This window comes from Sorangium sp. So ce836 (genome assembly GCF_028553905.1).
Classification (GTDB): domain Bacteria; phylum Myxococcota_A; class Polyangia; order Polyangiales; family Polyangiaceae; genus Sorangium; species Sorangium cellulosum_D.
On the sequence record NZ_CP102233.1, the window covers coordinates 12,728,388 to 12,754,381 of the forward strand.

Consider the following 25,994-nt stretch of genomic DNA (forward strand, 5'->3'; position numbering starts at 1 on the left):
GCACACGCCGTGATGTGGCCTTTGTGCCGCGTGGGGCAATTCGCGCCACGCGCGACGACGGCGCCAGCAAGCGCCCGGCGCGAGCGGGACCCCCGGCGCGGATGCGGGCAGGCCGGCAGCCCCCCTGTCCGCCCCGCTGCCGCCGCGCCCGGCCTGGCACTCGCGTTGCTCTCTCCCAGTCAGCCGCCGCGGCGGAGGCCGCCCAGGAAGAACGCAACGGCGCGTCGCGCGCCCCTGCAGTGAAGGTCTGTCATGTACCTGCCCGGAAAAGAAATCCCCTGGAAGGATTTTCTGAACGACATCAAGCAGGAATGGGTCAAAGACAAGGTCGACACCGTCGCTGCTGCGCTGACCTTCTTCGGCGTCCTCTCGATCTTCCCGTTCCTGCTCTTCGCGGTCGCCCTCGCCGGCCTGGTCATCGATCCGGCCGAGGCCGCGCGGCTGATGGGCGAGTTGTACCAGATGGCCCCGCCCGCCGTGGCGAACATCCTGGGCGAGCGCCTCCAGGCGCTCACCGAGGGACAGAGCCCGGCGCTCCTGACGGTCGGCGCGCTCGGCGCGGTCTGGGCCGCCTCGGGCGGCGTGGTCGCGCTCATGGACGCGCTCAACTCCGCCTATGGCGTCGAGGACAGCCGGTCGTTCCTCAAGCGCCGCGGGATCGCCCTCCTGGTCACGCTCGGCGGCGCCGTCCTGCTGACCGTCGCCTCGGCGCTCGCGGTGGCCACGCCGGCGGTGACCGAGCACCTCGGCCCCCTCGCGACGCCGATCCTCTGGCTGCGCGTGCCGGTCTCGATGTTCCTCGTGATGACCGTCCTGGCGGCCCTCTATTACGTGCTCCCCGACGTCGAGCAGAAGTTCAAGTTCATCACCCCCGGATCGGTCGTGGCGGTCGTGATCTGGGCGATCGCCTCGCTGGGGTTCTCCTTCTACGTCAGCCGCTTCGGCAGCTACGAGGTGAGCTACGGCGCGCTCGGCGGCGTCATCATCCTTCTCCTCTGGATGTGGATCTCCTCGATGGCGGTGCTCCTCGGGGCCGAGATCAACGCCATCATCGAGCACCGCTCGCCGGACGGGAAGCGCACCGGCGCCAAGGACTCGGACGATACCGGGGTGGACGTGCCCAAGACCGCGAAGGAGGAGGGTCAGGAGTCCGCGCTCCCGGCCAGCGCCGGCCGCCCCCCGCGCGAGAGGAGCGCGGACGGGGACATCGCGCTCCCCCACCCCATTCGCTCGAACCGCTCGGAGCTCCACGGAGGCAGGGCCTAGAGCACCGATATCGGCTTGACCTGTTCACCGGAGCCCTCTCATGTCACACAGAAATCTCGCTTCCACATCATCGCTGCTCGTGTTGATCGGCTCGCTCGCCGCGGGCTGCCAGGGCGCCCAGGGCGGCGCGGCCATGACCCCCCAGCCCGCCGACGGCACGAGGAGCGCGGAACCCGGGGGCACGGCGGGACAGGAGGTCGACGAGCCGGTCGGCGCCGGCGGCGCGCCGGGCACGGGCGGCCAGCAGGGCTGCACCGACGGTCCGCTCCTCAAGTACGTCGGCCAGAGCCCGGACCAGTGCGCCCGGATGCGCTTCGTCTGCGACCCCGGCTGGACTTATTTCAGCGACGATTGCGGCTGCGGCTGCACGAAGCAGCCGTGAGCCGCGGGACGCAGCCGTGAGCCGGGGCGAGCCTCCGGGGACCGCGACGAGGAGCGCGCCTCGCGCGGCGCCCCCGGGAGCCCCGGGCGGGTCCCTCCACAAAAACACCTCGCGCTGGGCGGCCTCCGGCATCTAGCATCGGGGCCCGCATGCGCCCCCTTCTCATCGTGAATCCCCGGTCCAGCGGCGGAAAGACGGCCAAGCTCTTCGACGCGATGCAGGAGCCCATCCAGCGCATCCTCGGCGAGGTCGACATCGTGCGCACGGAGCGCCCGCGCCACGCCGTCGACCTCGCGCGCGAGGCCGCGCTCGGCGGCCGCGAGACGGTCGTGGCGGTCGGCGGGGACGGCAGCGTCAACGAGGTGGTGAACGGCCTCATGCAGGCGAAGGACCGGGGCGCTTCGGGCACCCGGCTCGGGATCATCGGCGCGGGCACGGGCGGCGATCTCTGCAGGACGCTGAAGCTGAACCACCGGCTCGATCACTACTGCACGGCGATCGCGAGCGGCAACGCGCGCCCCATGGATGTGGGCCGCTTCTCGTACGAGACGCACGACGGAAAGCAGGCCGAGGCGTTCTTCGTCAACGTCCTGTCCGCGGGGATGAGCGGGCTCGTGGATCAGATCGTCAGCGAAACGACGCGGGTGCTCGGCAACACGCTCGCGTACACGATGGCGTCGTTCCGGGGCCTCGTCCGCAGCCGCGTCGGCCGGGTGCGCTGCGCGGCGACGCTGCGCGGGGAGCGGCGCGAGCTGGAGCTCGCGACGCGCACCGTGGCCATCTGCAACGGCCGCTTCTTCGGCGCGGGGATGCAGGTCGCGCCGATGGCGCGGGCCGACGACGGCGTGTTCGACGTGATCGACCTGGGCGGCGCGCCCCACGTCCGCTTCGCGGCCGTGTCGACCGGCATGTACACGGGCGCGCACATCCGCCACCCGGACGTCCGCCACTTCCAGTGCGACCGCATCGAGCTCACGCTCCTGAACCGCGACGTGGAGCACGCGTTCCTGCTCGACGTGGACGGCGAGCCGCTCGGGCGGCTGCCGATCACGGTCACGCTGGAGCCGAAGGCGATCGAGGTGCTGGCGCCGGCGGATTGAGGGGGCGGCGGGGGGAAAGCGCAGCGGGCGAGCCCGGCGGGGCCGGCCGGTTGGCCGACATGGGGCGGGCGCGTAGACTGGCCGCCGTATGAGGATCCTGACCTTCGAGTTTCAGAGCGCTCGGCGTGGCTGGACGCTCGAGCCCATGGCGCTCGATGCGTTCAACCTGCTGGTCGGCGTGTCCGGGGCGGGGAAGACGCGGATCGTACAGGCGATCGAGCAGGTCCGCGCCGTCGCGCTCGGCGAGAAGGAAGAGGATGAGCTGATCGATGCCATCCGCGGGGCCAGCTTCGCGATCGGCTTCGAGCACGACGGGCTCACGTACCGCTGGGAAGCCGAGCTGGAGGCGAGCGCAGGACAGGGCTCAGATGATCAGGGCGCGCTGCATGCGATGGAGCCTCCGCTCATCCGGACCGAGCGTATTCACCAAGGGGAGCGATCGCTGGTGGACCGCACGCCGGAGCGCTTTCTTCTGAATGGCCACTCGATCCCAAGACTGGACCGGGCGAAGAGCGCAATTGCCATCCTCAAGGAAGACTCGGCCATGGCTCCCCTCTACATGGCTTTTTCTCGCTGCATTCCTCCGGCAGCGCTCGAAGAATTACCGAGCCACGGAGTCCAGACCGAGACTCGCTTCGAGAAGCTGCGGGGTGATTACCGATCCGCAGCAGATCTCGGAGCTGACTTCACGTTGCCGCTGCATCACAAATCCGAGCTTCTCCAGGAGATGTTTCCAGACGCGTTCGCCGAGATCGAGGAGGCATTCCAGGACGCATTCCCCACTGTCGAGAAGCTCAAGGTTCAGCGCTATTACCCCCTGGGTCCCGATGGGAGCAAGGAGTGGAGGGGCATCTACAACATGGCGCTCACGGCAGCGGAGTCGGGCGTGGATCATTGGGTCTTCTTCCACCACATGTCCTCCGGTATGCAGCGCTACCTCTCCTTTCTTGTCCATCTCTCGTTCGCTCCGCCTGGCACGGTGGTGCTTATCGACGAGCTGGAATCGAGCCTTGGGGTCAACTGCTTGCCCGCAGTGACGCGCTTCCTCCTGAGCCGGGCGCCGGACCTCCAGCTCATCCTCACCAGCCATCACCCCTACATCATCGAGCAGATCCCACCGAGCCACTGGAAGATCGTCACCCGGAAGGGCAGCCGCGTGCGGGTCCTCGACGCCGAGAAGATCCCGGCGATGGCGGAGGAGCGCTCGCACCTCGATCGCTTCACGCGGCTCATCAACCTGCCGGAGTACGAGCACGGGGTCCAGGGATGAACCTCGTCCTCCTCGTCGAGGGCGCCGAGACGGAGCCGAGGGTCTACGAGGCCTGGCTCCGGCACCGGCTCCCCGCGCTCCATCGCGTGGCCAACGTGGCCGATCTGACGGCCGACGGGTACGTCCTCGTGAGCGGCAAGGGATATCCTTCGTGCTATCGCAGGATCGCCGGCCTGCTCAAGGACATCGACGCGAACCCCGGCCGCGTGCAGGAGCTCTGGATCTGCATCGACTCGGAGGAGGACACGTACGAAGCCCGCTACGCCGAGGTCCACCGCGCCGTGCAGGCCGAGCTCCAGGGCACGCGCATGGCGAAGACAAATCCCTCTCTCGAGATCCGCATCATCATCCAGCACTGCTGCATCGAGACCTGGTTTCTGGGGCACGACGGCTTTCTCCGCGCCGGCCCGCAGTCCCCCCAGCTCGTCGATTTCAAGCGCTTCTACGACGTGAGCACGGACGATCCCGAGCGGATGGCGAAGTATCCCGGCTACGTCACGCGCGCCAGCTTCCACCTCGCGTATCTCAAGGCCATGCTCATCGAGCGCAGCCATCGCTACACGAAGCAGCGCCCGGGCGTCGTGATCGAGCCGTCGTACTTCGAGGCGCTGCGGGCGCGATGCGCGCGCACAGGCCACCTCCCGAGCTTCCGGCACCTGCTCGCCGCCTTCGAGGCAACCGGGGACGCAGGGCCGTGATGACGCCCACGCGGGCTGCCCGCTAGCCCCGCCGCATCGCCCGCTCCTCACACCTGACGCGCCGCGGAAACCGCCGCGACTCCCGACCCTCCCGTCCCCCCGTCCCGCTCCCCTCGAGCCCGTCGAGCCCGCGCCCCAGTGGTGGTAAGGGATCTCGCATGAGCTTCACCGATTCACCCGGCGAGCTTGCCCCGAGCTCGTCCGCTGCCCGCGCTTCCTCTGCTCCCCGCCTGCTGGTCGTCGGCTGCGGCGGCATCGGCGGCATCACCGCCGCGCACCTGTTCGAGCAGAGCCACGACGTCACCGCCTTCACCACCAACCCCCTCATCGCCGACGCCATCAACGCCGCCGGCTTCCGCGTGCGCGGCGAGGCGAGCCCGGGCACCGTCCGCGGCCGCGCCGTGCGCGAGCTCGGCCACGACACCCGCCCCTTCGATTACGTCCTCCTCGCGACGCAGCCGCCGCAGGTCGAGGAGGCCGCGCGCAGCGTGGTCGCGCACCTCGCCCCGACGGGCGCGATGGTCTGCCTCCAGAACGGCCTCTGCGAGGAGCGCGTCGCCCGCATCGCCGGCCCGGAGCGCACCTTCGGCGCGATCGTCGCGTGGGGCGCCTCGATGGTCGAGCCCGGCGTCTACGACCGCACCTCGAGCGGCGGCTTCGTCCTCGGCCGGCTCGACGGCGCGCGCGACGGGCGCCTCGACGAGCTCGCGCGCATCCTCGAGGCGATCGGCCCGACCACCGTCACCGACAACCTCGCCGGCGCGCGCTGGTCGAAGCTCGCCATCAACTGCGCCATCTCGTCGCTCGGCACCATCGGCGGCGACCGCCTCGGCGCGCTCCTCCGGCACCGCTTCGTCCGCCGCCTCGCGCTGGAGGTCATGACCGAGACCGTGCAGGTCTCGCGCGCGTCCGGCGTGCGCCTCGAGAAGGTGGCCGGGACGCTCGACCTCGACTGGATCGCGCTCACGGACGCCGAGCGCGCCGCGGTGGGCTCGCCGGGCCTGTTCGCGAAGCACGCGCTGCTCCTCGCGGTCGGCGCGCGCTACCGCCGCATGCGCTCCTCGATGCTCGCGGCCATCGAGCGCGGCCGCCCGCCGGCGGTCGACTTCCTGAACGGCGAGGTCGTCGAGCGCGGCGCGGCGTTCGACATCCCGACGCCGATCAACGCCGCGGTCCGCGAGGAGGTGCTCGCGATCGCCGCGCGCAAGCGCAAGCCGAGCCTCACCCTGCTGCGCGCGCTGTTCGACCGGACGCGCGGGCTCGTGGGCGCGCCGCCGTCGAACCGGCCGCCGCCCGCGACCGCGACGGGCGAGCCGCCCGTGGGGGCGGCGACTGCCCAGGCGGTCGCGCCGGACGAGCCGTCCACGGCGGCGGTGAGCGTCCAGACGGCCGTGACGGGCGAGCCGTCCACGGCGGCGGTGAGCGTCCAGACGGCCGTGACGGGCGAGCCGTCCATGGCGGAGGCGAGCCCGCCGGGCGATCGCGAGGGCGCGTAGCGCGAGGCGCGGAGCGGCGGCCGGCGGCGAAAAAGACGAAAGCGCGCCGAGGGACACCGCGACGTGTCCCAGCGTTCTTGGCGTCGTCGCGGATCGCGCGCTCCGCGTCGTCGCGGCGCGATCTCTTTGTCGCGCCGGCGCGTCGAAGTTCGGTAGCATCGGGCGTCTCTTCCTGTGGATCTCGAGCAGGTCCCTCGACGAGGAGCCCTCATGACGCACTCCCCGTTCGCTCTCCCCTCCCGGCGCGGCGCCGCGCCCTTCGGCCGCGTTCCCCTCTTGCTGCTCGCCGCGCTCGCCGCGTGCGGCGACGGCGGAGGCGGCGGCGGCAGCGGGGCCGCCGGCGGCGGGGGCGGCGGCGAGGGCGGCGGCGGGGGCGGCGGCCCCGTCATCGAGGAGCCGAACCGGTTCCGGCTGCGCATCGACGACGCGGAGGTCCCGTCGGTCGTGCTGGAGCTCGACAAGGAGAAGGCGCTCCAGGTCTTCGGGGAGGACGGCGCCAAGCAGATCACGATCCTCGACGTCGACACCACAGGCCTGCTTCAGAGCGCGCTCGATCAGATCCAGAACGCGTGCGGGGACCAGTGGAAGAATGACAGCCCGAGCCCCGGCCACGATTGCGCGCTCACCCCGCTCGGCCAGAGCTTCGGGGCGGAGTGGCGGACGTCGCCGGAGTTCGCGCTCGTCCGGCTGCTCAGCATGACGCCCGCCAACGCCGACGTGACAGGGACGTCGCTCGAGGGGCTCCAGCAGATCTTCGAGGAGAACCCCGGCACCTTCGCGTTCGACTTCGCTGACGTCCTCGCCGACAGCATCACCCTCGATCTGGCGGTCCAGCCGGATCCGGCGGCCGTGCGCACCAACCGGACGGCCCCCTTCGTGCCGATACCCAAGCTCATCCTCGCCCTCCAGCAGCAGTTGCTTGGCACGCACCCGGCCATCGCCGATCCGGATGGCGTGAGGATGCCTGTCAGCCTCTACGAGGCCCTGTTCGATCTCCAGCCGCTGTCCGAGAAGCTCGGGCCCAGCGGGGCTCATCCAGGCGTGCTCATGCCGGACGATGGCACGTTCACCACGAAGAGCGATGTCCTCCTGCCCGACTTCAAGATGCGCGTGGTCGCCGAGTCGGGCCTGCGCAGGGTCACGGGGATCGACCTCTCGAAGGGGGGCGGCGACATGTTCCTCCGGGACGGCGACGCGCCGCTCCGGTTCGACTTCACCGACCCGGAGAAGCTCCAGATCAGCGGCATCGCCCCGACGCCGACGATCGATATGCGCATCGCGCTTCGCGAGCTCCCCACCAAGGTGGAGGCGTGCACCGAGGCCGTGGCGCCGGCCTGCAAGGAGAACCGTCCAGACATGCCGGTCGGCACCAGCACGGTATGGTCCACCCCTCCGTTCATGATGGAGCACATCGTGGGCAAGGCGGCTTACCTCACGTATGGCGAGCGCGTGCCCTTCACGGGGTGCTACTTCCGCCTGAGCGGGACATGCCGGGTGGGCGTGACCATCGGCCAGGCCGGCGACCCGCGCGGCTGGACGGCCTTCACCGACTTGGTTTCCGACCAACCGCCCCCAATACCGCCGTCGCAGTTCTTCTGGGAGCTGCTCACCGAGGTCGGCCAGGTCGCCATCCACGACCCGACCGGCGACGGCATGCCCGAGATCCCCGAAGGCGCCGCCCAGCCGGTCTTCGCGCTCCACGACGTCGGCATCGGCCTCACCGGCGAGCAGATCCTCGCCGATCTCCGCCCCACGCTCCAGAGCCAGGCCAAGAAGATCGCCGACATCATCCTCGGCCGGTACTGGGTCAACAACGACGCGCTCGACTTCTACTATGGCCGCGCAGCGCCCGACGGCGCCCCGACCTTGTTCTTCGTGGCCGAGGACGACCTCCGGCCCTCGGATCAAAGCTCGGACGCCCCCCGCGCCTACACCTACGAAAAGCCCGGCTTCTTCACGAGCCGGGATCTCGACGAGGCGAGCAAGGTTTCGAAGAAGGAGCTCGAGGGCGTCGCCGACACCGCGCACGAGAAATACCGGCTGCCGCCGGGCGATACGACGCTGTACATGCAGGACGACGAGGGCGCCGTCTACGAGGTGCGCTTCCACGTGCCCGACGGCGACGATCCCGTGCAGATCACCGCCGACGTGGAGAGGCTCTGATCATGGTGAGGCTCTGATCATGGTAGCGCGAGACAGCACCCCCCCCGCCGCCCCCGCCCGCCGCCGGCTCTCCCGGCTCGGCCCCCTGGCCGCCGCCGCGCTCTCCGCCGCGCTGCCCGGCTGCGTCGACGCCGTCACCGTCGACCAGCCGCCGCCCCCGCCGGCGCTCGGCGTGAACGAGAGCCGCACCCTCACCCTCGAGTTCCTGCGGTTCGACGCGAAGCGCTTCGCCAAGACGCTGACGCTCGACGAGCTCAAGGCCATCCCGCGGCCCACGCTCGAGGGGATCTGGCTGCTCGATCTCGACATCGCGACCCTCATCGAGAACGCGCTGCTCAAGGTCATGTACATGCCCCCCGCCGACATCGACGCGCTCTCGCCCGCGTCGAAGAACCTCGTCGGGCTCCTGAACATGACGCCGGAGAACGCCGATCTCCGCGGCACGAGCCTCGAGGGCCTGCTCGGCGTCGGCAACGCCGTCGGGCTCCCGACGTCGAAGATCCTCTCGGACCTCGTGGGCGTGGCCGGCAACGAGCGGCTCATCCCCGTCCAGATCACGTCGCAGGCCGTCCTGGAGAACCTCGTCAGCACCCACCCGAACACCCAGCGCCGCAAAGGGCCGACCGACGACGAGCACCCGGACGGCATCTACCCCGTCGCGCCCCACTCCATCCCCGTCACGCTCTACGACGTTGTCACCGACTTCGCCGGCCTCGCCGAGCAGTTCGGCCCGACGCCGCTCGATCCGGACGACCCGGAAGGCGCGAAGCACCCCGGCTTCATCAAGGCCGCCGCCGGGGTGAAGGCGGCCCTCGACGACTTCACGATGACGGTCCGGGTCAACGTCAACGCCCTCCCCTACAAAGGGGTCGACGCGACGATGGCCGACGTCGCGAGCATCAACAGCACGCCCGGCCAGATCGACACCCTGTTCGACTTCAGCGAGCCGGACTGGCTCGAGCTCGCCAACCTCGCCAAGAACCTGAGCATCGGCGAGCTGACCCTGGCCATCCCCGAGAGCGCGATGTACCTGCCCGGCGGCACGAGCCGGGAGCCCGCGCCGCGCGGCGACTCGCCCGTGTGGGAGCAGCCGCTCTGGGAGTTCGAGCACATCCTCGCCCGCGCCGGCGAGCTCAAGGCAGCGCAGATCGAGGAGCATTGCTCGAGCTATGGGCCCCAGGGCACCTCGACGAGCGAGTTCCAGCCGGTGAAGGTCTGCGTCGACGGCACCGGATGGACCGAGATCAGCGTCGATAGCAGCATCGTCCTCGAAGACCCGCCGCCCCCGCCGTCATACTTCTGGGACATCCTCCTCGAGGTGGCCCAGGCGCGGCTCCACGACGGCGGCCTCGCCGAGGGGGAGGCCAACCTCGAGGTGACCCTCCGCGACGTCCCGGTCGGCGTGAAGACCGAGGATCTCGTCGCGAGCATCAAGGAGAACCTCGCGAACGATCCGGCGGTCCTCAAGGACATGGCGATCGAGCTCAACAACAACGCCGCCGGCGACGCGGACTTCTACCTCTACCAGCCGAGCACCGAGAGCGGCGTCGCCGGCCAGCGGGATTACCTCTACTTCGTCGCGCCCGACGACATCCGCAAGGACGACGAGGGCGAGCGCGTGCGCGACTATGCTTACGAGAAGCCGGGCTTCTTCGCCGACGCCGCGCTCACGAAGAAGGTGTCGACGACCGAGGCGATCGACGGCGACGCGCTCCACGAGAAGGTGGAGGTCCAGCAAGGAGATACGCTGTACTTCGCCGACGACGAGGGGCGCCGCTACGAGATCAGGATCGGCGACAAGCCGAGCGCCCATCGCCTCTCGCTCACCCTCACCCGGATCCAGTGATCGGCCCCCCCACCGTGAGGACCCGTGTCATGACAGGAGCTCTGCCGACCCCGCCGCCCCGCGGCCGCGCGCGTGCCCGTGGACGGACAGGACGTGAACTCGCCGCGCTGGCGCTCGCGACAGGCCTCGTCTGCCGGACGGCGGGCGACGCGCGCGCCTCGGGCATCGACGCGCCGTGGGTGACGAGCGGCGCCTCGGGCCCCACGACCGCGGACGCCGCCGCCGTCTACTGGAACCCGGCCGCGCTCGCGGACGTCGAGCGGCCGGAGCTCCTCCTCGGCGCCGGCCTCATCGTCGGCCGCGCCACCTACAAGCGCGAGCGGCGCGGCATCTATCAAACGCCGGACACCTTGCAGTTCAAGCTCCCGCTCGATCCGGCGAACGTCGCCCCCGGCAAGACCGGCCCGGCCGAGGAGGTCTCGACCACGCCGGTGGCGCCGACGGGCAACGCCTTCCTCGCGATCCCGGCCATTCCGAAGCGCCTCACCGTGGGCGTCGGCCTCTATGTGCCGTATGCCGCGGCGCTCAGCTTCCCGGACGGCGCGCAGCGCTGGCAGCTCCAGCAGGCGTTCATCGTCGCGAGCTCGCTGACGGCGGCCGCCGGGCTCCGGCTGACCGACCAGCTCTCGCTCGGCGCCGGCCTGTCGTACGTCGGCGGCCTGGCCGAGCTCTCGAAGGTGCAGGACTTCGCCAGCCTCAAGGAGTTCCACGACGGCCTCGACTACCTCAAGCAGGACAACGACTTCGGCCCGAGCACGCCGTCCGAGCTGCGCGAGCTCGACGTCCTCGCGCGCCCCATCGCGCTCAAGCAGGCGCTCTCGCACGGCGCCTCGTTCCACCTCGGGCTCGCGTTCAACCCGAACAAGGACCTGCGCTTCGGCCTGACGTACCAGCACAGCACCGCGATGCGGTACAAGGGCAAGTTCGCGATCGACATGAACCACCCGTTCTTCACGCAGGACCTGGCCGAGCAGGGCCTGCGCTACAAGCCGCTCGTGGAGGGCGACGCGGAGCTCTCGTTCACGCTCCCCAAGCGGCTCACGGCCGGGGTCGGCTACCGGGTCAACGACAAGCTCAGCATCGATGGTCTCCTCTCGTACGTGCTCTACTCGGACATCGAGGCGTTCGTTGTCACGGCCTCCTCGCCGGACCTGGCCCAGCCGAAGCTCGGGATCACCGATCGCGTGGCCGTGACCCTGCCGCGCCGGTGGAACGACACGGTGTGGGTGGAGGCCGGCGCCAAGTACCGTTTCAGCGAGGCGTTCCTCGGCACCGCGTCGGTCGGCTATCAGTCGCCGGCCTCGCCGGACAGCACGATCGACGTGGCGTCGCCGGACAACCACCGGCTGATCGGGGACGTGGGCGGCATCTTGAAGGTGAGCGACAGCGTATCGCTCTCGGGCGACGTCCGCGTGCAAGGCATCTTGCCGCGCACGGTGACCGAGTCGGACTACGACCTCGGCAACGGGGAGTACACGCTGGTGCTCACGACCGTGGGCGGACACCTCAAGGTCGTGTTCTGAGCGGGAAGGCGGCGCCGAAAGAGCAGCGAGATGAGCTGCTGCGGGACCGCCATCCTCCAAGGGACGACGGCGTACCCGCCGGATCGGACACGGCCCTCCACGCCGAACCACGGGTCACCCGTCACCTCGGAGACAATTTTGTAAGCCGGATCACGCATCCACCGCCGATCGGGAGGCAGCGCCGAGAGCACGGCGACGCCGGGCGCGTCGCCTCGATGACGCGGCGTTCAGCGGCTCACGGCCCGCACAGCTCGAGATCCGGCTTCGGCGGCGCCGGGTACGCGTCGGTGGCGCGCTTCGCGAACTGGCACTGCAGGTCGTCCGGCAGGCACCCGCCCTGCGGGATGCACGCGCCGTCCGCGTCCGTCCCGAGGCACAGGCACTCCTGATCGTCGGGAGCGCAGATCTCGACGAGCTCCATCATCCCCTCGTCCTCGTGGTTCAGCTTGTGGCAGTGCAGCACGAACTGACCCGTGAACTTCCGAGGGTTCATGATCACGTCGCGCGGCCCGTCCTCGACCTGGACCCACATCGTGTCCCGCCAGTGGGGGAAGTTGGGCTCCTTGTTCGACTTGTTGGGGCAGACAAGGAAAGGATTGATGTGGATGTGGAACGGGTGGCCGTCGAACGCGCGGATCTCCCACCGCTCCGCGCTGCCGACCGTCATGACGCGGTCGCTCCGGTAGCCCCGCAGCCGCCGATCGTCGAACTTGCGGCAGCTGATGTTCGGATCCGGGCAGAGGCACACCGGCGCGTCGGGATCGATCTCGTGCGGGTGGTCCTCCGGATCGCACGACATGAGCGCCACGTCCGAGCCGAGATCGGGCGGCTGTGACCCCGGCGTGGGCACCAGCAGCACCACCTTCTGGTGCACGGTCTCGACCGAGTCGCAGCTCACCTCGGTCGTCTGCCCGTCGACCGTGCCGGTCCACGAGGTGGGCGGGGCGAGCGCGGCCACGTCGGCCTCGCTGGGCAGGTTCACCTCGGTCGGCTCACCCGCGCTCCGGCTCACGTCGATGACCGCGATCACGCTGCCCAGAAGGTCGTTCGGCCGCCGGCCGACCAGGCAGAGCGTCTGCTCCTGCTCCGGCATCTTCACCATCACGTCGGCGCGGTAGCCCGGCGACACCCACACCGTGTCGCTCCGGTAAAACTGCGGGAGCGTCAGCCCGTCGCGCGCGATCTGCGTCGTCTCGATGGGCTCCTTGTCGAAATCGGAGCACGCCGCGTCCTTCGCGACATGGAGCTTCATCCCCATCTCGTCCGGGCTGCCCGCGTACACCATGCGCCAGCGCTCCACCTGCCCGGGCGGCGTCACGATCCGCGGCCTCAGCTTGCCGTTGATCAGCGTGGCCCGGAGCGTCTCGACCGCGAGGAAGTCGAGCACCGACAGGTTGTCCTCGGTGCAATCCTCCCCCTCTTTCAAGGGCACCGTGTTCTCGTGATCGATGGGCACCTGCGTCATGACCATCACCCGCTCTCGCGCCTTCGCGATGCCGGGCAGCTCGTCGAGCTCCCCCTCGATGAGGAGCGCCCCGGCGGCGCCGTCCATGACCTGGATGGCCGTCGAGCCGTGGATGTGCGGGTGGTACCAGTCGGTCCCCTCGTGATGAATCCCGTCCTCGTCGATGTCCCAGCGGTACCGGGCGCTCTCCCCCGGCGCCACGTGGTGCAGCACGTGGTCCCCGAAATACCGTGCGTCCGGGGCGCAGCCGGCGCCCTCGCACGGGTCGGCGGGATCGTCCGTCGCAAAATTGGGCTGCACGTGCAGGCCGTGCCCGTGCAGGTTCGTCAGGTTGAAGTCGTGACACGACCTCGACCCGTGACCCATCATGCTCGCGATCTCGCGGAAATCGCTCCTCGTGAAGTCGTTGTAGAGGTTCACGTGGATCCTGCGGTCCTCGCCCTTCGGGACGCGGATCGTGGGCCCGCTCGTCATCCCGTTGTAGGCGCGGAGACAGAACCGCCGTCCGTCGATCTCCACCGCGCTCGGCCCGAAGCGGAGCTCGTAGGCCCCGTCCTCGCCCGGCTGGAGCTCGGGCGGATCCTCGTACATCGACGACACCGGCGTCGCGCCCGTCTCCTCGTCTCCGCCGGCGCCCGCGCACGCCGCGGCCCCAAGGGCCACCGCCGCGATCGATCCCGCGCGCATGAGCGCGTGTGAAGCGTCTCGTCCCATCGGCTTTGCTCCTCCGGGAACGACACTATCGATCCGCGCCGTACGCCGATGGCCGAAGACGGTCACCCGCTGGCGCGAATGCGGCCAGTGGCGGGATGCAAGGTGAACGCCGCGCGCAGATGCTGTAGACAAGGGAGCGATCCCCCCGTGAGCTCCGATCAGCCCGTCCTCCGCGTCCGCAACCTCCACAAGTCCCACGCGCTCGGGGCGACGCCGATCGAGGTGCTCCGGGGCGTCGACCTCGACATCCACGCCGGCGAGATGTGCGCGATCATGGGCCCCTCGGGCGTCGGCAAGAGCACGCTGCTCTCGTGCGTCGCGGGCCTCGAGTCGCCGGATCGCGGCGAGGTCCACGTCCTCGGCGAGGACATGGCGGCGCTCGACGAGCACGGGCGGACCCTCCTGCGCCGCCGCCGCATCGGCATCGTCTACCAGTTCTTCAACCTGGTCCCGACCCTCACCGGTTACGAGAACATCGTCCTGCCCTACCTCATCGACGGCGCCGCGCCGGACCACGACGCCGCCTCGCGCATGCTCGACCGGGTCGGCATGCGCGCCCGCGCCGAGCACCTGCCCTCGCAGATGTCGGGCGGCGAGATGCAGCTCATCTCGATCGCGCGCGCGCTGGTCCGCCGCCCCGCGCTCGTGCTGGCCGACGAGCCGACCGGCAACGTCAACGTCGCGACCGGCCGGCGCATCATGGCGCTGCTCGCCGACGCCCTGCGCGAGGCCGGCAGCGCCATGCTCCTCGTCACGCACAACGCCGAGGACGCCGCCCGCGCGCACCGCGTCGTGTTCATGCGCGACGGCCTCCTCTTGCACGACGCCGCCCTCGCGGGCCCCGCGGTCACGTCGGCCGCGGTCCACGATCGGCTGAAGGAGCTCGGCATCTGAATGCTCCTCCTCCTCCGCGCCCTCTTCCAGCCGCTCGTCCGCATCCTCGCCCTGCGCAACCTGCGCGCCGATCGCTTCGGCGCGATGGCCGCCCTGCTCGGCGTCGCCCTCGGCACGGCCACGGTCAACGTCGTGCTCATCCTCGACGTCGGCACGCGCGCCGTCGAGGCGCGGAGCTTCGTCACCAACCCGGATCTCCCCGTCTTCACCGAGCAGACCGTCGCCCTGCGCGGCCTCCGCCCGGACGGCGAGGTCATCGCCGCGGCCGACGCGCAGGAGGAGACGCACGAGGATTACGAGATCATGCGGTCGGCGATCCGCCTCGGCTCGCTCTCCGCGTTCCTCGTCGGCGCCCTCATCGTGTTCTTCACCTTCAACGTCGCCGTCGAGCGCCGCCGCCGCGAGATCGCCTTGTTGCGCAGCGCCGGGGCGCTGCCCCCGCAGGTCGCGGCGGTGTTCGTCCTCGAGGCGTTGCTGCTCGGCGTGGGCGGCGCGGCGCTCGGCCTGCTCGGGTCGATCCCGCTCGCGTACCTCGCGGCGAAGGCGGGCATCACGACGACGGGCCGCGCGCGGATCCCGCTCTACGCGATCCGGCTGCCCTGGAGCGCGATGCTGCTCGTCAGCGGCACCGGCGCCCTCACGGCGCTGCTCGGCGTGCTCCGCCCGGTGCGCGACGCGCTCCGCGTCGACATCGCGCGCGCGCTGCGCCCGCGCTTCCTCGAGGGCGGGGCCGAGCAGCGGCGCCGCCTGCGCGGGATCACGCTGCTCGCGCTGCCGTTCATGGTGCTCGTCTACGGCCTGCTCCGCCCGTTCTTCCGGGAGTCGGTGCCGATGCTCGCCTTCTTCGTCGTCGAGGCGGGCCTCGTGTGCGCGGCGTTCCTCGCGGCCATCGTGTTCGTGCCGGACCTCGTCGCGCGCCTCGGCGCGCTCGCCGTGCGCCTCGCGCCGCGCCGCTGGGCGGCCGAGCGGCTGCTGCTCCGGCGGCGGGTCGAGCACAGCGGCCACGAGCTCGCCTGGAGCGTCGGCGGCGTGATGATGGTCTTCGCCCTGCTGCTCGCGCTGCACATCGCCACGGCGGCGCTCAAGCAGGAGGTCTCGGCCTGGGCCGGGCGGGCGCTCGCGCCTTATGCGTTCCTCTACCCGGACGAGCCGCTCGGGCACGCGGAGCGGCTGTTGCCGAGCCTGCCGCCGCGCCTGGTCGCGGCGCGGTTCTCGAGCCGCACGCCGTGGCCCAACGTCGTGTACGCGGTCCCGGGCGACGAGCTGCGGGCGCTCGCCGAGGCCACCGGCCGGCCCGAGTCGATCGCGCTCGCCCGAAGCTTCGGGCCGGGCAAGGCGATCGTGTCCACGATGATGGCGCGACGCTTCGGCGTGGGCGCCGGAGATCTGCTCGAGGTGAGCGGCAGCGCGGGCGGGCGGCGGTTCGAGGTGGTCGGGGTCACGGACGATCTGGGGTATGTGCCTGCGCCCGGCGCGTATCGGAATTTGCGGACGTACGCGGTCATCGAGGCGGCGGACTTTACGGTGATCTCGCCGTACGCGCTCGCGATCGGACACACGGTGGCGCTGGCGGATCCGGTGACCGGGGCCGAGGCGGCACGGGGGGGCGCCGCGACGCCGCCCTGGGGCGAGCTCCTGGCCGACGTGCCGCGCGCGAGAGACGTGCGGATGCAGACGGGGGTCGAGATCGAGGCGGTGCGCCGGAAGGCGACGGGGCGGGATTTCGTGATCTTCGATATGATCCTCGGGTTCACGACGGTGCTCGCGGCGATCGGCGTGGCAAACCAGATGGTGCTGGCGCTGCACGCGCGACGGCGGGAGCTCGCGCTGCACCGCGTGCTCGGGATGACGGCGGGGCAGGTCCGGCGGATGGTGCTGATGGAGGGGGCGCTGGTGGGCGCGCTGGGCGGGGCGCTCGCGGTGCTGCTCGGGGCGCCGCTCGGGTCGGCGGCGCTGGGGGCGCTGCGGACGGTGTCGAGTTTTGAGGTCGAGTTCCATATACCGCCGGAATACGGCGTGCTGACGGCGCTGGGGGCGACGGCGGTGGCGCTGGTCGCGTCGCTGTACCCGGCGCGGAGCGCGGGGCGGAGCAACGCGGCGGAGTCGGTGCAGTACGAGTAGGGGGGGCGCGGGCCGGGCCGACGATCACGATGGCGTTGGCTGGGCGGATACGTCGAGACGGCGCGCATCGCCCACGAGACCATCGGGCGCCTGCTCGGTGCGCCGTCGAGCGCATCCCGGTGCACGTGCACGCGCTCCGACGTCATGCTCCCTGACCGAGGACCCTCGTTCAGCGGAAGGCGAAGCGGTCGACCGTGATCTTGTAGCTGAGTTGTTCGCCGCGCTCGATGCGACCACCGAGCGATATGTTGTGCTCCTCGCCGCTCGTTGCCACGTACTTCGCGTCGGCCGCCACGAACGTGCACGCACCCTCGATCGGCTGCGGGCGCTCGAAGAGGCAGCCGTAGCCATCCTCGGCGACGGGGCGACAGATGCGGGTGTCGATCTTCAGCGCCTCGACCTCCTCGCGCGAAAACAGGCGCTCCTCGTAGGTGATCTTCATGGGCTTCTCGCAGCGAACGTAGATGGGCAGGTACTGGTGCTGCGCGTCCCGGTATACGACGCCGTCTTTGATCTCCTCGCGCGTGCCCGCGGCCACGTCCAGATAGCCCTTCAGGCGGACCGGCGCCTCGACCGCAGCGGGGAGCCCCTCGGCGGGCATCGCCTCGGCGTGCGGGTGATCGCCGGCGTAGACGAGGACGTTGAGGAAGCGTTGCCGCGCGCCGTCCCCGGCGGGGTCGAAGATCTCGCTGACCGCGTCGCATCGTGCGGCCTGCTCGGCGGAGCGGCTCTCCATGTTGTCCCCGCTCGACTCGAACCCGAGTTCGTAGACGCCCACGCTCGCTCCCCAGCCATTGTCGTTCTTGGACGCGGCCAGGCCGGCGGCGTCGTTGTTTGGGGCGATCCAGAGATTGTTGGTGGTGAGCGCGGGGACGTGCGTCAGCGAGCGAACGAGGAAACCGTTGTCGCCGCAGCCGCGCCCGATCTGTTCATAGGTGGTGTCTACCTCCGCCGGAGTCGACGGGGTGGCCGGCGCCGCGGTGGGCTCGGCGATCGTGTCGCCGTCCGATCCGCCGCAGCCCGCGACGAAGATGAAAGGAGCCCCCATGAGAACCAGCGAACGAAAGTAGTTACTCATGACGGCGGTGGGAGCAAAGCTCGTACCTCCCCGATCCATGCGGATTGTCCGCCCAAATCGCGGCGCGAGACGCGACGCGTGAACGGGGCGCCACACCTCGGCCGCTTACGACGCGACCGGCGTCATCAACCTCGCCGCCGAGCGCACCCGGCGCGGCGGGTAGCCCGGCTGGGCCCGCGCTCGCGGCGGGCGACGTGGAGGCGGCACGCATCGCCCATGGGACCATCGGTCGCCTGCTCGGCGGTCCTGGCGCGGACACGGGCGCCGTCATCGACCTCGCAGTCGAGCGTAGCCGTCGCGGCGGGTAGCGCCGGCTGGAGCGGCGCTACCCGCAGGCAACGTCGAGGCGGCGCTGCGCCCACGCGCACATCGGGCGCCTGCTCGGCACGTCTAGCATGCCTAAGGCGGACGCGGGCGAGGTGATCGAGCTCGCGCCGGAGCGCAGCCCGCGCCGTGGGCATGCCGAGGACTTTTTTATCCGGCGCTTTTGCGCTGGTTGCGTGCCGCTTCGCCGCCGGCCAAACGCTGTTTCGTCGGACGGAACCCGTCGTGGTTCACGTCCGGTCGTCTTCGTGACCTGACACTCCGAAGGCGTCGTAACTATCGCGCACAGGGTGATAGACCACGTAGCCATCGGCGTCTTGAAATATCGCGGCTGCTGGACCGTCAGCCGATGCGATCAAGGCGATTCGGCGGGGCGACTGGGCCACGAAACAGGCGGCGCTTCGATGGCGGGTTCCTTTTAGCTTCAGATCGAATATTTCGCGCCGTCCATCTGCGTTGACCCGCATGACCAACGGAGTTGAATCCGGCGCTGGGAGCTTTGCTCGGAATCCTACAATAGCAAGTTCCGGCGTGGCAACCACGGCACCATCGACGGCGCTCATCCGCCCGATGACGCTGAGAGCGCGATCGCATTCGGCGGCCGCGTTCTGCGCGTCTGCGATCTCGTCGCCGCTGGGATCCATCCGACGCCCCTCTACAATCGATGTCTCCCAACGCGAGGCGACCATTTTGCCAAAGTTGAGCGGCGCCTTGAGCTTCGAAGCATCAAAGACGCGCCTCGACGCCGCGTCATCTTTGTTCAAATTGCAATAATCCCTCCATGTCTACGACGAACAACATCCGATATGAGCATTTTTAGCGCAGCGCTTGCGAGTGCACGCTTGTCATCGACAACTTCGCCCATGTTGTCCATGGCCTCCACAATGTCATTTAGCGCTGGCTCCGAATACATAGAATGCCAGCTGACAAGCGGCTCGTTCTTTCCGCCCGCGTAAGACGCAATCTCTCCGCTCCGGTAGAAGAAACGAAGAGCACCCGCCCCGACCACGCGAACGGTCAGGAGCTTGTCGCCGGGCCAGCCCATTTTCTTGTGGCCGACCCCCGCGATCAATAATTGGTCAGTCGCACAATGTACGATCAGATACTCGTCGTCGCCTTGAGCGAGAGGCGCATACTTTGCCACCTTTTCGGACGTGAATTCGTCTGGTGTCTCGAAGTCCACAACATCCCACGGTTCCCATCCATGAACACGCTCAGGTGTGGGATGCGTCGGGTCAAAGACGCCCGGATAAACGACGTTAAATGTGAGATCGTGGCCCTCTTCGCGCAATAGCGAGGCGAAGAAGAGGACCTCAACTAGCCGCTCCAATTGGGGTGGCGCAGCGTCCCCCAACTCGCGGGCGAGCGCCCTGGCAACGTCTACGGGATATGTGACATTCATCGGAGTAGAATCTCGATCGGGTCAAGTGTCGCACGGGGCTTGACAACGAGACGACCGTCTCGTTGTCAAAAGTCCGTACGGTGCGATTGGGGCATGGCCGAGCATGGGTCCAGATTGCTCTTCTCACGCTAGCCATGTAAGCTCGCGGGACAAATAAAGCGCATCCCTCAGGTACTGGTAACACGGTGACACCCCGGGCGGCGTGGCCGAATCCCGATAGGGCGAGGTCCGACATGTCCGTTGTATGCTGACGCCCCCGGCGGGTGAAGGAACCGATCCGCCTTCGGGACGGGCACCCCGCACGTCCGCTGTCCAGCCCGCAGACCGGTCCGCCGGCGTGCGGTCACCCCGCAGGCATTGCAGGAGGTGCGGGTGAAGCCCCCACGGAAAGGGGCTCGTCGCTCGCCTGCCGCGTGAAATCCCCGGAAGCGCCCGTCGCTGGAGGCGCTCTTCGCTGAGCGGCGGTCTTGCGTCGGGACGGAGCGGAGGATCTCCGCGGCGGAGCGGGGGCGGCGGGCGGGACACATGCGTCGAGCGTACCAGACGACGCGGGCGGACGGCGTGGAGGCGCGTGTCCGGCGCAGTGCCCCTCGCGCGACCGTGGACCGCCGCGAGAGTCCTCACCGGTCCCGGCGCTTTTCTAAGTCGCAAACGAGAAATTCCGTCGCTCGATCACAATGCTCTCCACGGAACACGCGGCACTTCTGCACGCTCGACCGCCTCCTCGCGGTGGTATGAAAAGCAGCGCCGCGCTGGATGGGCCAGCGCGGCGCTGTGGTCCCCCTCGTTTGCCGCGAGGTGAACCGTGCGTGCCTCCATTCCACTCGTCCTCCCGCGGCAAGCGGCGACCCTGGCCCTCGTCCTCGCCTCCGCGTTCCCCGTACAGGCCGCGGCCGCGGACCCTCCTCCCCGGTCCCGCGAGGTCCAGGAGCTCATCGACGAGGCGGAGAAGGCCGCCAAGCGGCTCGAGCTCGCTCGCGCCCGCGAGCTCTGGGCGCGGGTCAACGTGCTCGAGCCCTCGACGATGGCCGTGTGTCAGCTCGGCGTCTTCGACCTGCGCCTCGACCGGCTCGAGGAGGCCGCGGCCGAGCTCACCACGTGCGTCGCGCGGATGCCCGCGCCGACCAGCGACATCGAGCGCCGCCGCTACGAGGTCCGACGCGCCGATCTCGCGGCCGTTCGGCAACGCGTGGCCGAGCTCCATGTGAGCGCCCCGCCGGGCACGGCGCGGCTCCTGGTGGACGGTCGCGACGTGAGCGCGGGCCGCCCCGTCTTCGTCGTCCCTGGACAGCACGAGGTCACGGCGACGGGCAAGCAGGGGCAGGTCGCCCGTGCGCTCGTCAAGGTGACGGCGGGGCAGTCGCGGCGCGTCGCCCTCGCCTTCGAGGCCCCGAAGGCCGCCAGCGCTCCAGCACAAGCGCGCAACCCGTGGACCATCGGCGCCGGCGCCGCCGCCTCGGCGGCCCTGCTCGGCGCCGGCGCCGGCCTTCACCTGGCCGGCGACGCCGCGGAGAGCGAAACGGCCGCCAAGGTGTCGCGCCTCTCGGACGGCTCGATGCTCCCGAGCAGCGCGCAGTTCCGCAAGACCTACGACGAAGCGCACGCGGCGAACACAAGAGCGGGCCTGTTCCATGGCTTCGGCTCGGCTGCGCTCGTCGTCGGGGCAGCGGTCGGCGCCGCGACGGTCGCGTACGTCGTCTGGCCGCGGAAGGCCGAGATCCGCACGAGCGGCGCCGGCGCGGAGGTCAAGCTCGTATGGTAGCCGCCGGCGACGTCTGGGAAGGCCACGAGCTGCTCAACGAGGAGCGCGGCTTGCTCCGTCACTTCCTCGCGCGGCAGGTCGGCGACACGGGAGCGCTGGTCTGGTTGCACCTCCGCGATGGCGCGCGCCTCGATGCGGGCCTGTTCGCTGAGGAGATCGCGCGCCTGCAGCGCCTCGCAGGCGAGGTCCCGGAGGTCGTCCCCGTGCTCTACGGAGGGGTGAACGGCGACGTCGCGTGGGCAGCGTCGCCTGTGCTCGGCGACGCGATCCCGCTCATCGACGCCATGCGCGGGAATGACCTCGGGCCGGTGGATCTCAAGGTGCTGATCGACGTCGGCCGTTGTCTCGTGCGTGCTCATGAGCGCTCCGTCATCCACGGCGCCCTCAGTCCGGACCGGGGCTTCGTCGGGCCGATGGCCGATACGCGATCACCCAATTCGGATTTACCCGTCTCTTTCAGCTCGGCCCGGAGGACGCTCGTCAAGATCCGTATGGGTACGCACCGCCCGAGCTCTTCTCGGGTGGTCCGCTGGGACCTCGCGCGGACGTGTACGGCTTCGGTACGATCATGTACGAGCTCTTGTGCAAACGCGCCCTCTCGCCGTGGACCCGTCCCCCGAGCTTTCCCAGCGAGATCCCTCCGATGCTTCAGGTGATGATGCAAAGGGCCCTCGAGGAGAGCCCCAATCGACGGCAGCCGAGCATCGACGAGATGCTCTCTGTCCTGACTCCCTTTGCCCGCGCGTGGGAAGAGCTTGGCGCACCGCCGGACCCTCCCCGCGCGGACATCTTCGCCGAGCCGGCCAGCGCTCGGTGCGAGCCGCACGAGGCGGCGCCCATGCTCGTGGAGGACGAGGCGAGCGCGTTCGCCTCGGGTGAAGAGGGAGGGCGAGCTGGCGAGCTCCCCACGCCCCGCCCGTCCGACGTGCCCGCCACGATCAAGAGCGCGCCGCCGCGGGACGCGGCGGACAGCGTCACCGACGCGTCTCCGGTCGCCACGCCGCGCCCTTCCGAGACGCCCGCCACCCTCAAGAGCGCGATCCCGCCCCGGGACGCGCGGGACAACGTCACCCACGCGCCTCCGGTCGCGCTGCGGTCGCCTCCAGCGCCCGAGCTACCGGACCTCGAGCCGATGCTGCCGGTACCGCCGGTGCCCTCGACCCCTCCACCTTCGCCGGTGCTGCCGGTACCGCCGGTGCCCTCGACCCCTCCGCGCTCAAGCCGCACCCAAGGGCGACGCTCGCCCCCGCGCTGGCTCGGCGCGGTGCTCGCGCTGGCGTTCGTGCTGGGCGGCGCGGCCGCGGTCCTGTGGCGGGATCGCCCGCGTCACGCCGCGCCGCGCTTGGGGCCAGTGCTCCAGACCGCGGCGGGTCGAGCCATCCGGCCGCCCTCGGCTCGACCGATCGAGCGATGTCCCGAACCCCCGCCAGAGGCCGCCCCCCCGCCCGTCGCGGCGCGGCAGCGCACGAGCCGGCCGGCCACTCCCACACGGCAGCCCAGGAAGACGCCGGCGCAGGAGCCCGATCTCTGTGACGGTCTGCTCCCCTGTCAGAACGTCTTTTACTGAGCAGCGCGAGGGGTTCCCATGCGGTCGACATCTTGTTTTGCCTTCAGCATGGCTGCGCTGCTCGGTTGCGGGGAGGACATCGAGATCCCCAGGCCCCGGACCGATGACAACCCGGTGTTGTTGTGGGTCGGCGACACCGCAGACCTTCCCATGTGTCCAGACGGTCGACTCGACTACTGGGATGGTTGGGCCGATGTGCGCACGGCTCCTCAGTACCAGAACGAATGCGGGACCTGCGCGTGCAGCCCTGCCGCATGCGTGCTGCCAGACATGGTGAAGGCGCACGAAGCCGCGCTCTGCGCTGACGAGGGGATCGAGGTCAAGCTCGCCGACGCAGCCGACCCGCCAGGGCACTGCATCAAGACCTCGCCCCCTGTCCCGGGCGACGCGTTCGCCTCGGTGACAATCGGGCCGCCTACGATGGCTCCCGCGTGCCAGGCGTCAGCGCAGTTCACTCCACCGCCGCTCGGCGGGACGTTTGCACGAGCTTGCCCGTGGACCGGTGAGTACAGGACGGGGTTCGATGGGCTGGTGTGTATCGCACCCGAGCACGACGGCTCGTGTCGGCCGGGCTTCTCCGCCCGCTTCGAGTTCAAGGAGAAGATCCGAGACGCCCGTACCTGCACGGCATGCGAGTGCGGTGAACCCGTCGGTGGAGTCTGCGTGGCGGATGTGCTGCTTTTCAGCGATACGAGCTGCTCGGACATGCTGATCTCGATCAACGGAATCGGCACAGAAGAGGAAATCTGCTACGGCGCACCTGCCGATTCGCCTCTGGCAGGCGCGCGCGTGGTGTTCGCACGAGACGAGCCGGGCACCTGCTCGCCCAAAGCCACCGTCTCCCTGGTGGACGGCACGATCGAGAGCGGCGCGACCCGAACGTTCTGCTGCTCCAGCGAGGAGATCATCTATGGCAACGTTGACAACTGATCAAGGCAGATGGGTGGTCGCCGCGATGCGCTGGGTTGCGCTCTCCACGCTGGCCACGTGTGTGCTCATCGGCTGCTCTTCGCCGACCCCTGACGAGCGGCCAGATCCAGATCCGAGCCAGCTCATCCTGGTCTGGGACGGCCGATATGAGAGTGCTCCACGATGTGGTGACAAGACATTGTGGGAAGGGTGGGCGGGGACGCCCGGGCGGGTCGAGTGCGAGCCTTGCGAGTGTGGCCCGTCTGCCTGTTTTCTATCGAGCAGGGTGCGCCTGTACTCCTCGTCCACTTGCTCCTTTGGTGACGATGTCGCTACGATCGACGCGGGAGGCTCCTGGGATGGGACATGCATGGCTCTTACCCACCCCATTCCGAACGATTCCTACGCTGCCGTCATGATCGAGCCGCCGGTCGTGAGTGGCTGCGCGCCTATCTCCCCGGTGCCTCCGCTGCAGCGAACGAACATGACCTTCGTCCGGGCTTGCAGTCCAGACATCGACTTCTTCTCCACGGACTTCCTCCATTGTTACCCGCCGCAGCCGAGCGGCGAGTGCTGGGACTCCTACCGGATTCGGCGGGAGTTCCCCCTCTACAACGATACGCGCACGTGCAGCCCATGCTCCTGTAGCGAGCCGAGCCGCGACAAGTGTCGCATAGAGACCAAGCTGTATTATCAGGCAGGTTGCTCCGAAGAACTCGGATCTGTCCCCATCTCCGGGCTGGATGAGCCGCTCTGCGCGGACACGATCCACGGACAGATCGGTGCGATTCGCGCTGCCTTCGTGAAGGACGAGCCTACCTGCACGCCCTCGGCGGACTCCAAAGTTGTGGGCGGCGAGCTGGAGCCCGGTGACACGCACGTGCTCTGCTGCAACCGGTAGGACCGCCTCATACTTCTGGACCTGGACCCTCACTGCGACGGGAGGCGGCCGCAGTCGCGCTCGCGGTCCTCGTCGTCGGCGCCGCGCCCGAGCTCGGCGAGGTGTGACCGACCGACGGCCGCGCCCGCGTGACCGTGGCGCCGAATCGCGGGTACTTGAGCTTGAACGCAGCCTCCACCCTGTCACGCGCCCAACTCGACCGCGGGACGGCGGACACCGGGGAAGGGCTATCCCGGCTCGACCCAAGTCCACACCTCCGAGAAGAGGCACATGTAGATCGTCGCCTCGCCCATCAACACCACGTTCATCGCCACATCCGGCACCACCTCGTTCCCTAGCTCCGGCGGGATCGGCTGGTAGCCGGGGTACGTTGCCTCGATCTCCCGGGTGACCTCGCGCGCCGCCGGCTCTTCCTCGGGGATACCGGGCAGGTGGGTCCCGTAGTATGGCCCGAGCAGGGACACGTGGAAGCTGAGCGCCGTTTCGTCGGTGAGCCAGACGCGAGCCGAGTACGCCGGGTCGGCCCCCCCGGACAACAGGTGGAGCAACTCGTTTTGGAGGCCGTATCGATCCCCCAGCCTGTCGATCATGGCGTTCCACCTTGGGTACTCCGCTCGCCCGCGGTTTGCAGCTTCCACCAGGCGGCGGTGCTCCTCCGTGTCCTTGTAAACGGGCTCGCCCGGAGGCGCGTAGATGCGATCGGTGTTACGCACGCCTCGCCGGTAAAATCGGTAAACGACGTCGAGCAGTCATCGAAGCACAGGTCCAGCAACAACGACGACGGACACGTAGCTCGGGAGCACCAGACTGCCCCGACCGACCCAATCCACTTGACGCTCACGGACACCCCAGCGGTCCGACAACGTACGCGTTGGTCTGCGCGTGGCCGCCTACGGCCAAGCCACCGACGAGGCCGAAGGTGATGCCGCAGGCCGGCAAGGCGTAGAACGCGACCGATGGCCCCGCGTTGACGTTGCCGTCCTCCCACGCGTACCCGATGTCAACCGAGGTCTGGTTGTAGACCCCGGGCCCGTCCTCCTGGGTCAGGAGTAGGAGCGTGCACATGTCGTGCACCGCGAACAGGATGTCTCGCTGGATGGGCCACGCTATGCT

General features: G+C 69.6%; 21 protein-coding genes. 15 read left to right on the forward strand and 6 right to left on the reverse strand.

Going from position 1 to position 25,994, the window contains the following annotated elements; translation table 11 throughout:
- The first annotated feature begins 252 nt into the window (after window positions 1–252).
- The 9 genes from NQZ70_RS46570 to NQZ70_RS46610 all read left to right on the forward strand — a co-directional run bounded on the left by NQZ70_RS46570 (window position 253) and on the right by NQZ70_RS46610 (window position 11,744).
- Window positions 253–1,266 carry a YihY/virulence factor BrkB family protein gene (locus tag NQZ70_RS46570; protein WP_129579979.1) on the forward strand — a complete coding sequence of 338 codons (1,014 nt, stop codon included), beginning with the start codon at window positions 253–255 and terminating at the stop codon, window positions 1,264–1,266.
- A gap of 40 nt (window positions 1,267–1,306) precedes the next feature.
- Window positions 1,307–1,648 (forward strand): hypothetical protein, encoded by a 342-nt coding sequence (locus tag NQZ70_RS46575; RefSeq protein ID WP_129579980.1) that lies wholly within the window; start codon window positions 1,307–1,309, stop codon window positions 1,646–1,648.
- A 149-nt stretch (window positions 1,649–1,797) separates the two neighbouring features.
- Window positions 1,798–2,748: a diacylglycerol kinase family protein gene (locus NQZ70_RS46580; RefSeq protein WP_129579981.1), complete on the forward strand. Its 951-nt coding sequence runs from the start codon at window positions 1,798–1,800 to the stop codon at window positions 2,746–2,748.
- A gap of 88 nt (window positions 2,749–2,836) precedes the next feature.
- Window positions 2,837–4,018: an AAA family ATPase gene (locus NQZ70_RS46585; RefSeq protein ID WP_129579982.1), complete on the forward strand. Its 1,182-nt coding sequence runs from the start codon at window positions 2,837–2,839 to the stop codon at window positions 4,016–4,018.
- Window positions 4,015–4,716 carry a hypothetical protein gene (locus NQZ70_RS46590; RefSeq protein WP_129579983.1) on the forward strand — a complete coding sequence of 234 codons (702 nt, stop codon included), beginning with the start codon at window positions 4,015–4,017 and terminating at the stop codon, window positions 4,714–4,716. Before NQZ70_RS46585 ends, NQZ70_RS46590 begins: the two co-directional genes overlap by 4 nt.
- Window positions 4,717–4,874: 158 nt before the next feature.
- Complete coding sequence (locus NQZ70_RS46595; protein ID WP_237244673.1) at window positions 4,875–6,212, forward strand: ketopantoate reductase family protein; 1,338 nt, start codon at window positions 4,875–4,877, stop codon at window positions 6,210–6,212.
- 210 nt (window positions 6,213–6,422) lie between these two features.
- Window positions 6,423–8,375: a hypothetical protein gene (locus tag NQZ70_RS46600; protein ID WP_207217656.1), complete on the forward strand. Its 1,953-nt coding sequence runs from the start codon at window positions 6,423–6,425 to the stop codon at window positions 8,373–8,375.
- 19 nt (window positions 8,376–8,394) lie between these two features.
- The gene (locus NQZ70_RS46605; protein WP_129579984.1) at window positions 8,395–10,221 is read left to right on the forward strand and encodes an acetyltransferase; all 1,827 of its coding nucleotides are present in this window, start codon (window positions 8,395–8,397) and stop codon (window positions 10,219–10,221) included.
- A 29-nt stretch (window positions 10,222–10,250) separates the two neighbouring features.
- Complete coding sequence (locus tag NQZ70_RS46610) at window positions 10,251–11,744, forward strand: OmpP1/FadL family transporter (RefSeq protein ID WP_237244674.1); 1,494 nt, start codon at window positions 10,251–10,253, stop codon at window positions 11,742–11,744.
- A 235-nt stretch (window positions 11,745–11,979) separates the two neighbouring features.
- On the opposite strand, the gene NQZ70_RS46615 is transcribed toward NQZ70_RS46610, so the two are convergent.
- A complete protein-coding gene (locus tag NQZ70_RS46615; protein WP_237244675.1) occupies window positions 11,980–13,923 on the reverse strand; it encodes a multicopper oxidase family protein in 1,944 nt (647 codons plus the stop codon).
- A gap of 147 nt (window positions 13,924–14,070) precedes the next feature.
- Here NQZ70_RS46615 and NQZ70_RS46620 point away from each other — a divergent pair, with 147 nt between their 5' ends.
- Together NQZ70_RS46620 and NQZ70_RS46625 are read left to right on the forward strand one after the other, a co-directional pair.
- Window positions 14,071–14,817 (forward strand): ABC transporter ATP-binding protein, encoded by a 747-nt coding sequence (locus tag NQZ70_RS46620; RefSeq protein WP_020741099.1) that lies wholly within the window; start codon window positions 14,071–14,073, stop codon window positions 14,815–14,817.
- The gene (locus NQZ70_RS46625) at window positions 14,818–16,938 is read left to right on the forward strand and encodes an FtsX-like permease family protein (protein WP_129579985.1); all 2,121 of its coding nucleotides are present in this window, start codon (window positions 14,818–14,820) and stop codon (window positions 16,936–16,938) included.
- A 169-nt stretch (window positions 16,939–17,107) separates the two neighbouring features.
- Here the strand turns inward: NQZ70_RS46625 and NQZ70_RS46630 are convergent, their stop codons facing one another.
- The 3 genes from NQZ70_RS46630 to NQZ70_RS46640 form a co-directional block, all read right to left on the reverse strand.
- Window positions 17,108–18,112 (reverse strand): hypothetical protein, encoded by a 1,005-nt coding sequence (locus tag NQZ70_RS46630; protein ID WP_272827009.1) that lies wholly within the window; start codon window positions 18,110–18,112, stop codon window positions 17,108–17,110.
- Between the two features lie 458 nt (window positions 18,113–18,570).
- Entirely contained in the window at window positions 18,571–19,104 is a 534-nt protein-coding gene (locus NQZ70_RS46635) for a hypothetical protein (RefSeq protein ID WP_129579987.1), read from the reverse strand.
- A complete protein-coding gene (locus NQZ70_RS46640; RefSeq protein ID WP_129579988.1) occupies window positions 19,101–19,742 on the reverse strand; it encodes a putative sensor domain DACNV-containing protein in 642 nt (213 codons plus the stop codon). Before NQZ70_RS46640 ends, NQZ70_RS46635 begins: the two co-directional genes overlap by 4 nt.
- A gap of 805 nt (window positions 19,743–20,547) precedes the next feature.
- Here NQZ70_RS46640 and NQZ70_RS46645 point away from each other — a divergent pair.
- The 4 genes from NQZ70_RS46645 (at window position 20,548) to NQZ70_RS46660 (ending at window position 24,881) form a co-directional block, all read left to right on the forward strand.
- Window positions 20,548–21,504 (forward strand): hypothetical protein, encoded by a 957-nt coding sequence (locus tag NQZ70_RS46645; RefSeq protein ID WP_129579989.1) that lies wholly within the window; start codon window positions 20,548–20,550, stop codon window positions 21,502–21,504.
- A gap of 655 nt (window positions 21,505–22,159) precedes the next feature.
- On the forward strand, window positions 22,160–23,071 hold the full coding sequence (locus NQZ70_RS46650) for a hypothetical protein (protein WP_237244676.1): 912 nt from the start codon (window positions 22,160–22,162) through the stop codon (window positions 23,069–23,071).
- Between the two features lie 18 nt (window positions 23,072–23,089).
- Window positions 23,090–24,001, forward strand: coding sequence for a hypothetical protein (locus NQZ70_RS46655; protein WP_129579990.1), 912 nt, complete (start codon window positions 23,090–23,092; stop codon window positions 23,999–24,001).
- Between the two features lie 394 nt (window positions 24,002–24,395).
- The gene (locus NQZ70_RS46660; protein ID WP_129579991.1) at window positions 24,396–24,881 is read left to right on the forward strand and encodes a hypothetical protein; all 486 of its coding nucleotides are present in this window, start codon (window positions 24,396–24,398) and stop codon (window positions 24,879–24,881) included.
- Window positions 24,882–25,108: 227 nt separating this feature from the next.
- On the opposite strand, the gene NQZ70_RS46665 is transcribed toward NQZ70_RS46660, so the two are convergent.
- Both NQZ70_RS46665 and NQZ70_RS46670 read right to left on the reverse strand, forming a co-directional pair.
- Complete coding sequence (locus NQZ70_RS46665; RefSeq protein ID WP_237244677.1) at window positions 25,109–25,594, reverse strand: hypothetical protein; 486 nt, start codon at window positions 25,592–25,594, stop codon at window positions 25,109–25,111.
- Between the two features lie 124 nt (window positions 25,595–25,718).
- On the reverse strand, window positions 25,719–25,946 hold the full coding sequence (locus tag NQZ70_RS46670; protein ID WP_237244678.1) for a hypothetical protein: 228 nt from the start codon (window positions 25,944–25,946) through the stop codon (window positions 25,719–25,721).
- Between the last annotated feature and the right edge of the window lie 48 nt (window positions 25,947–25,994).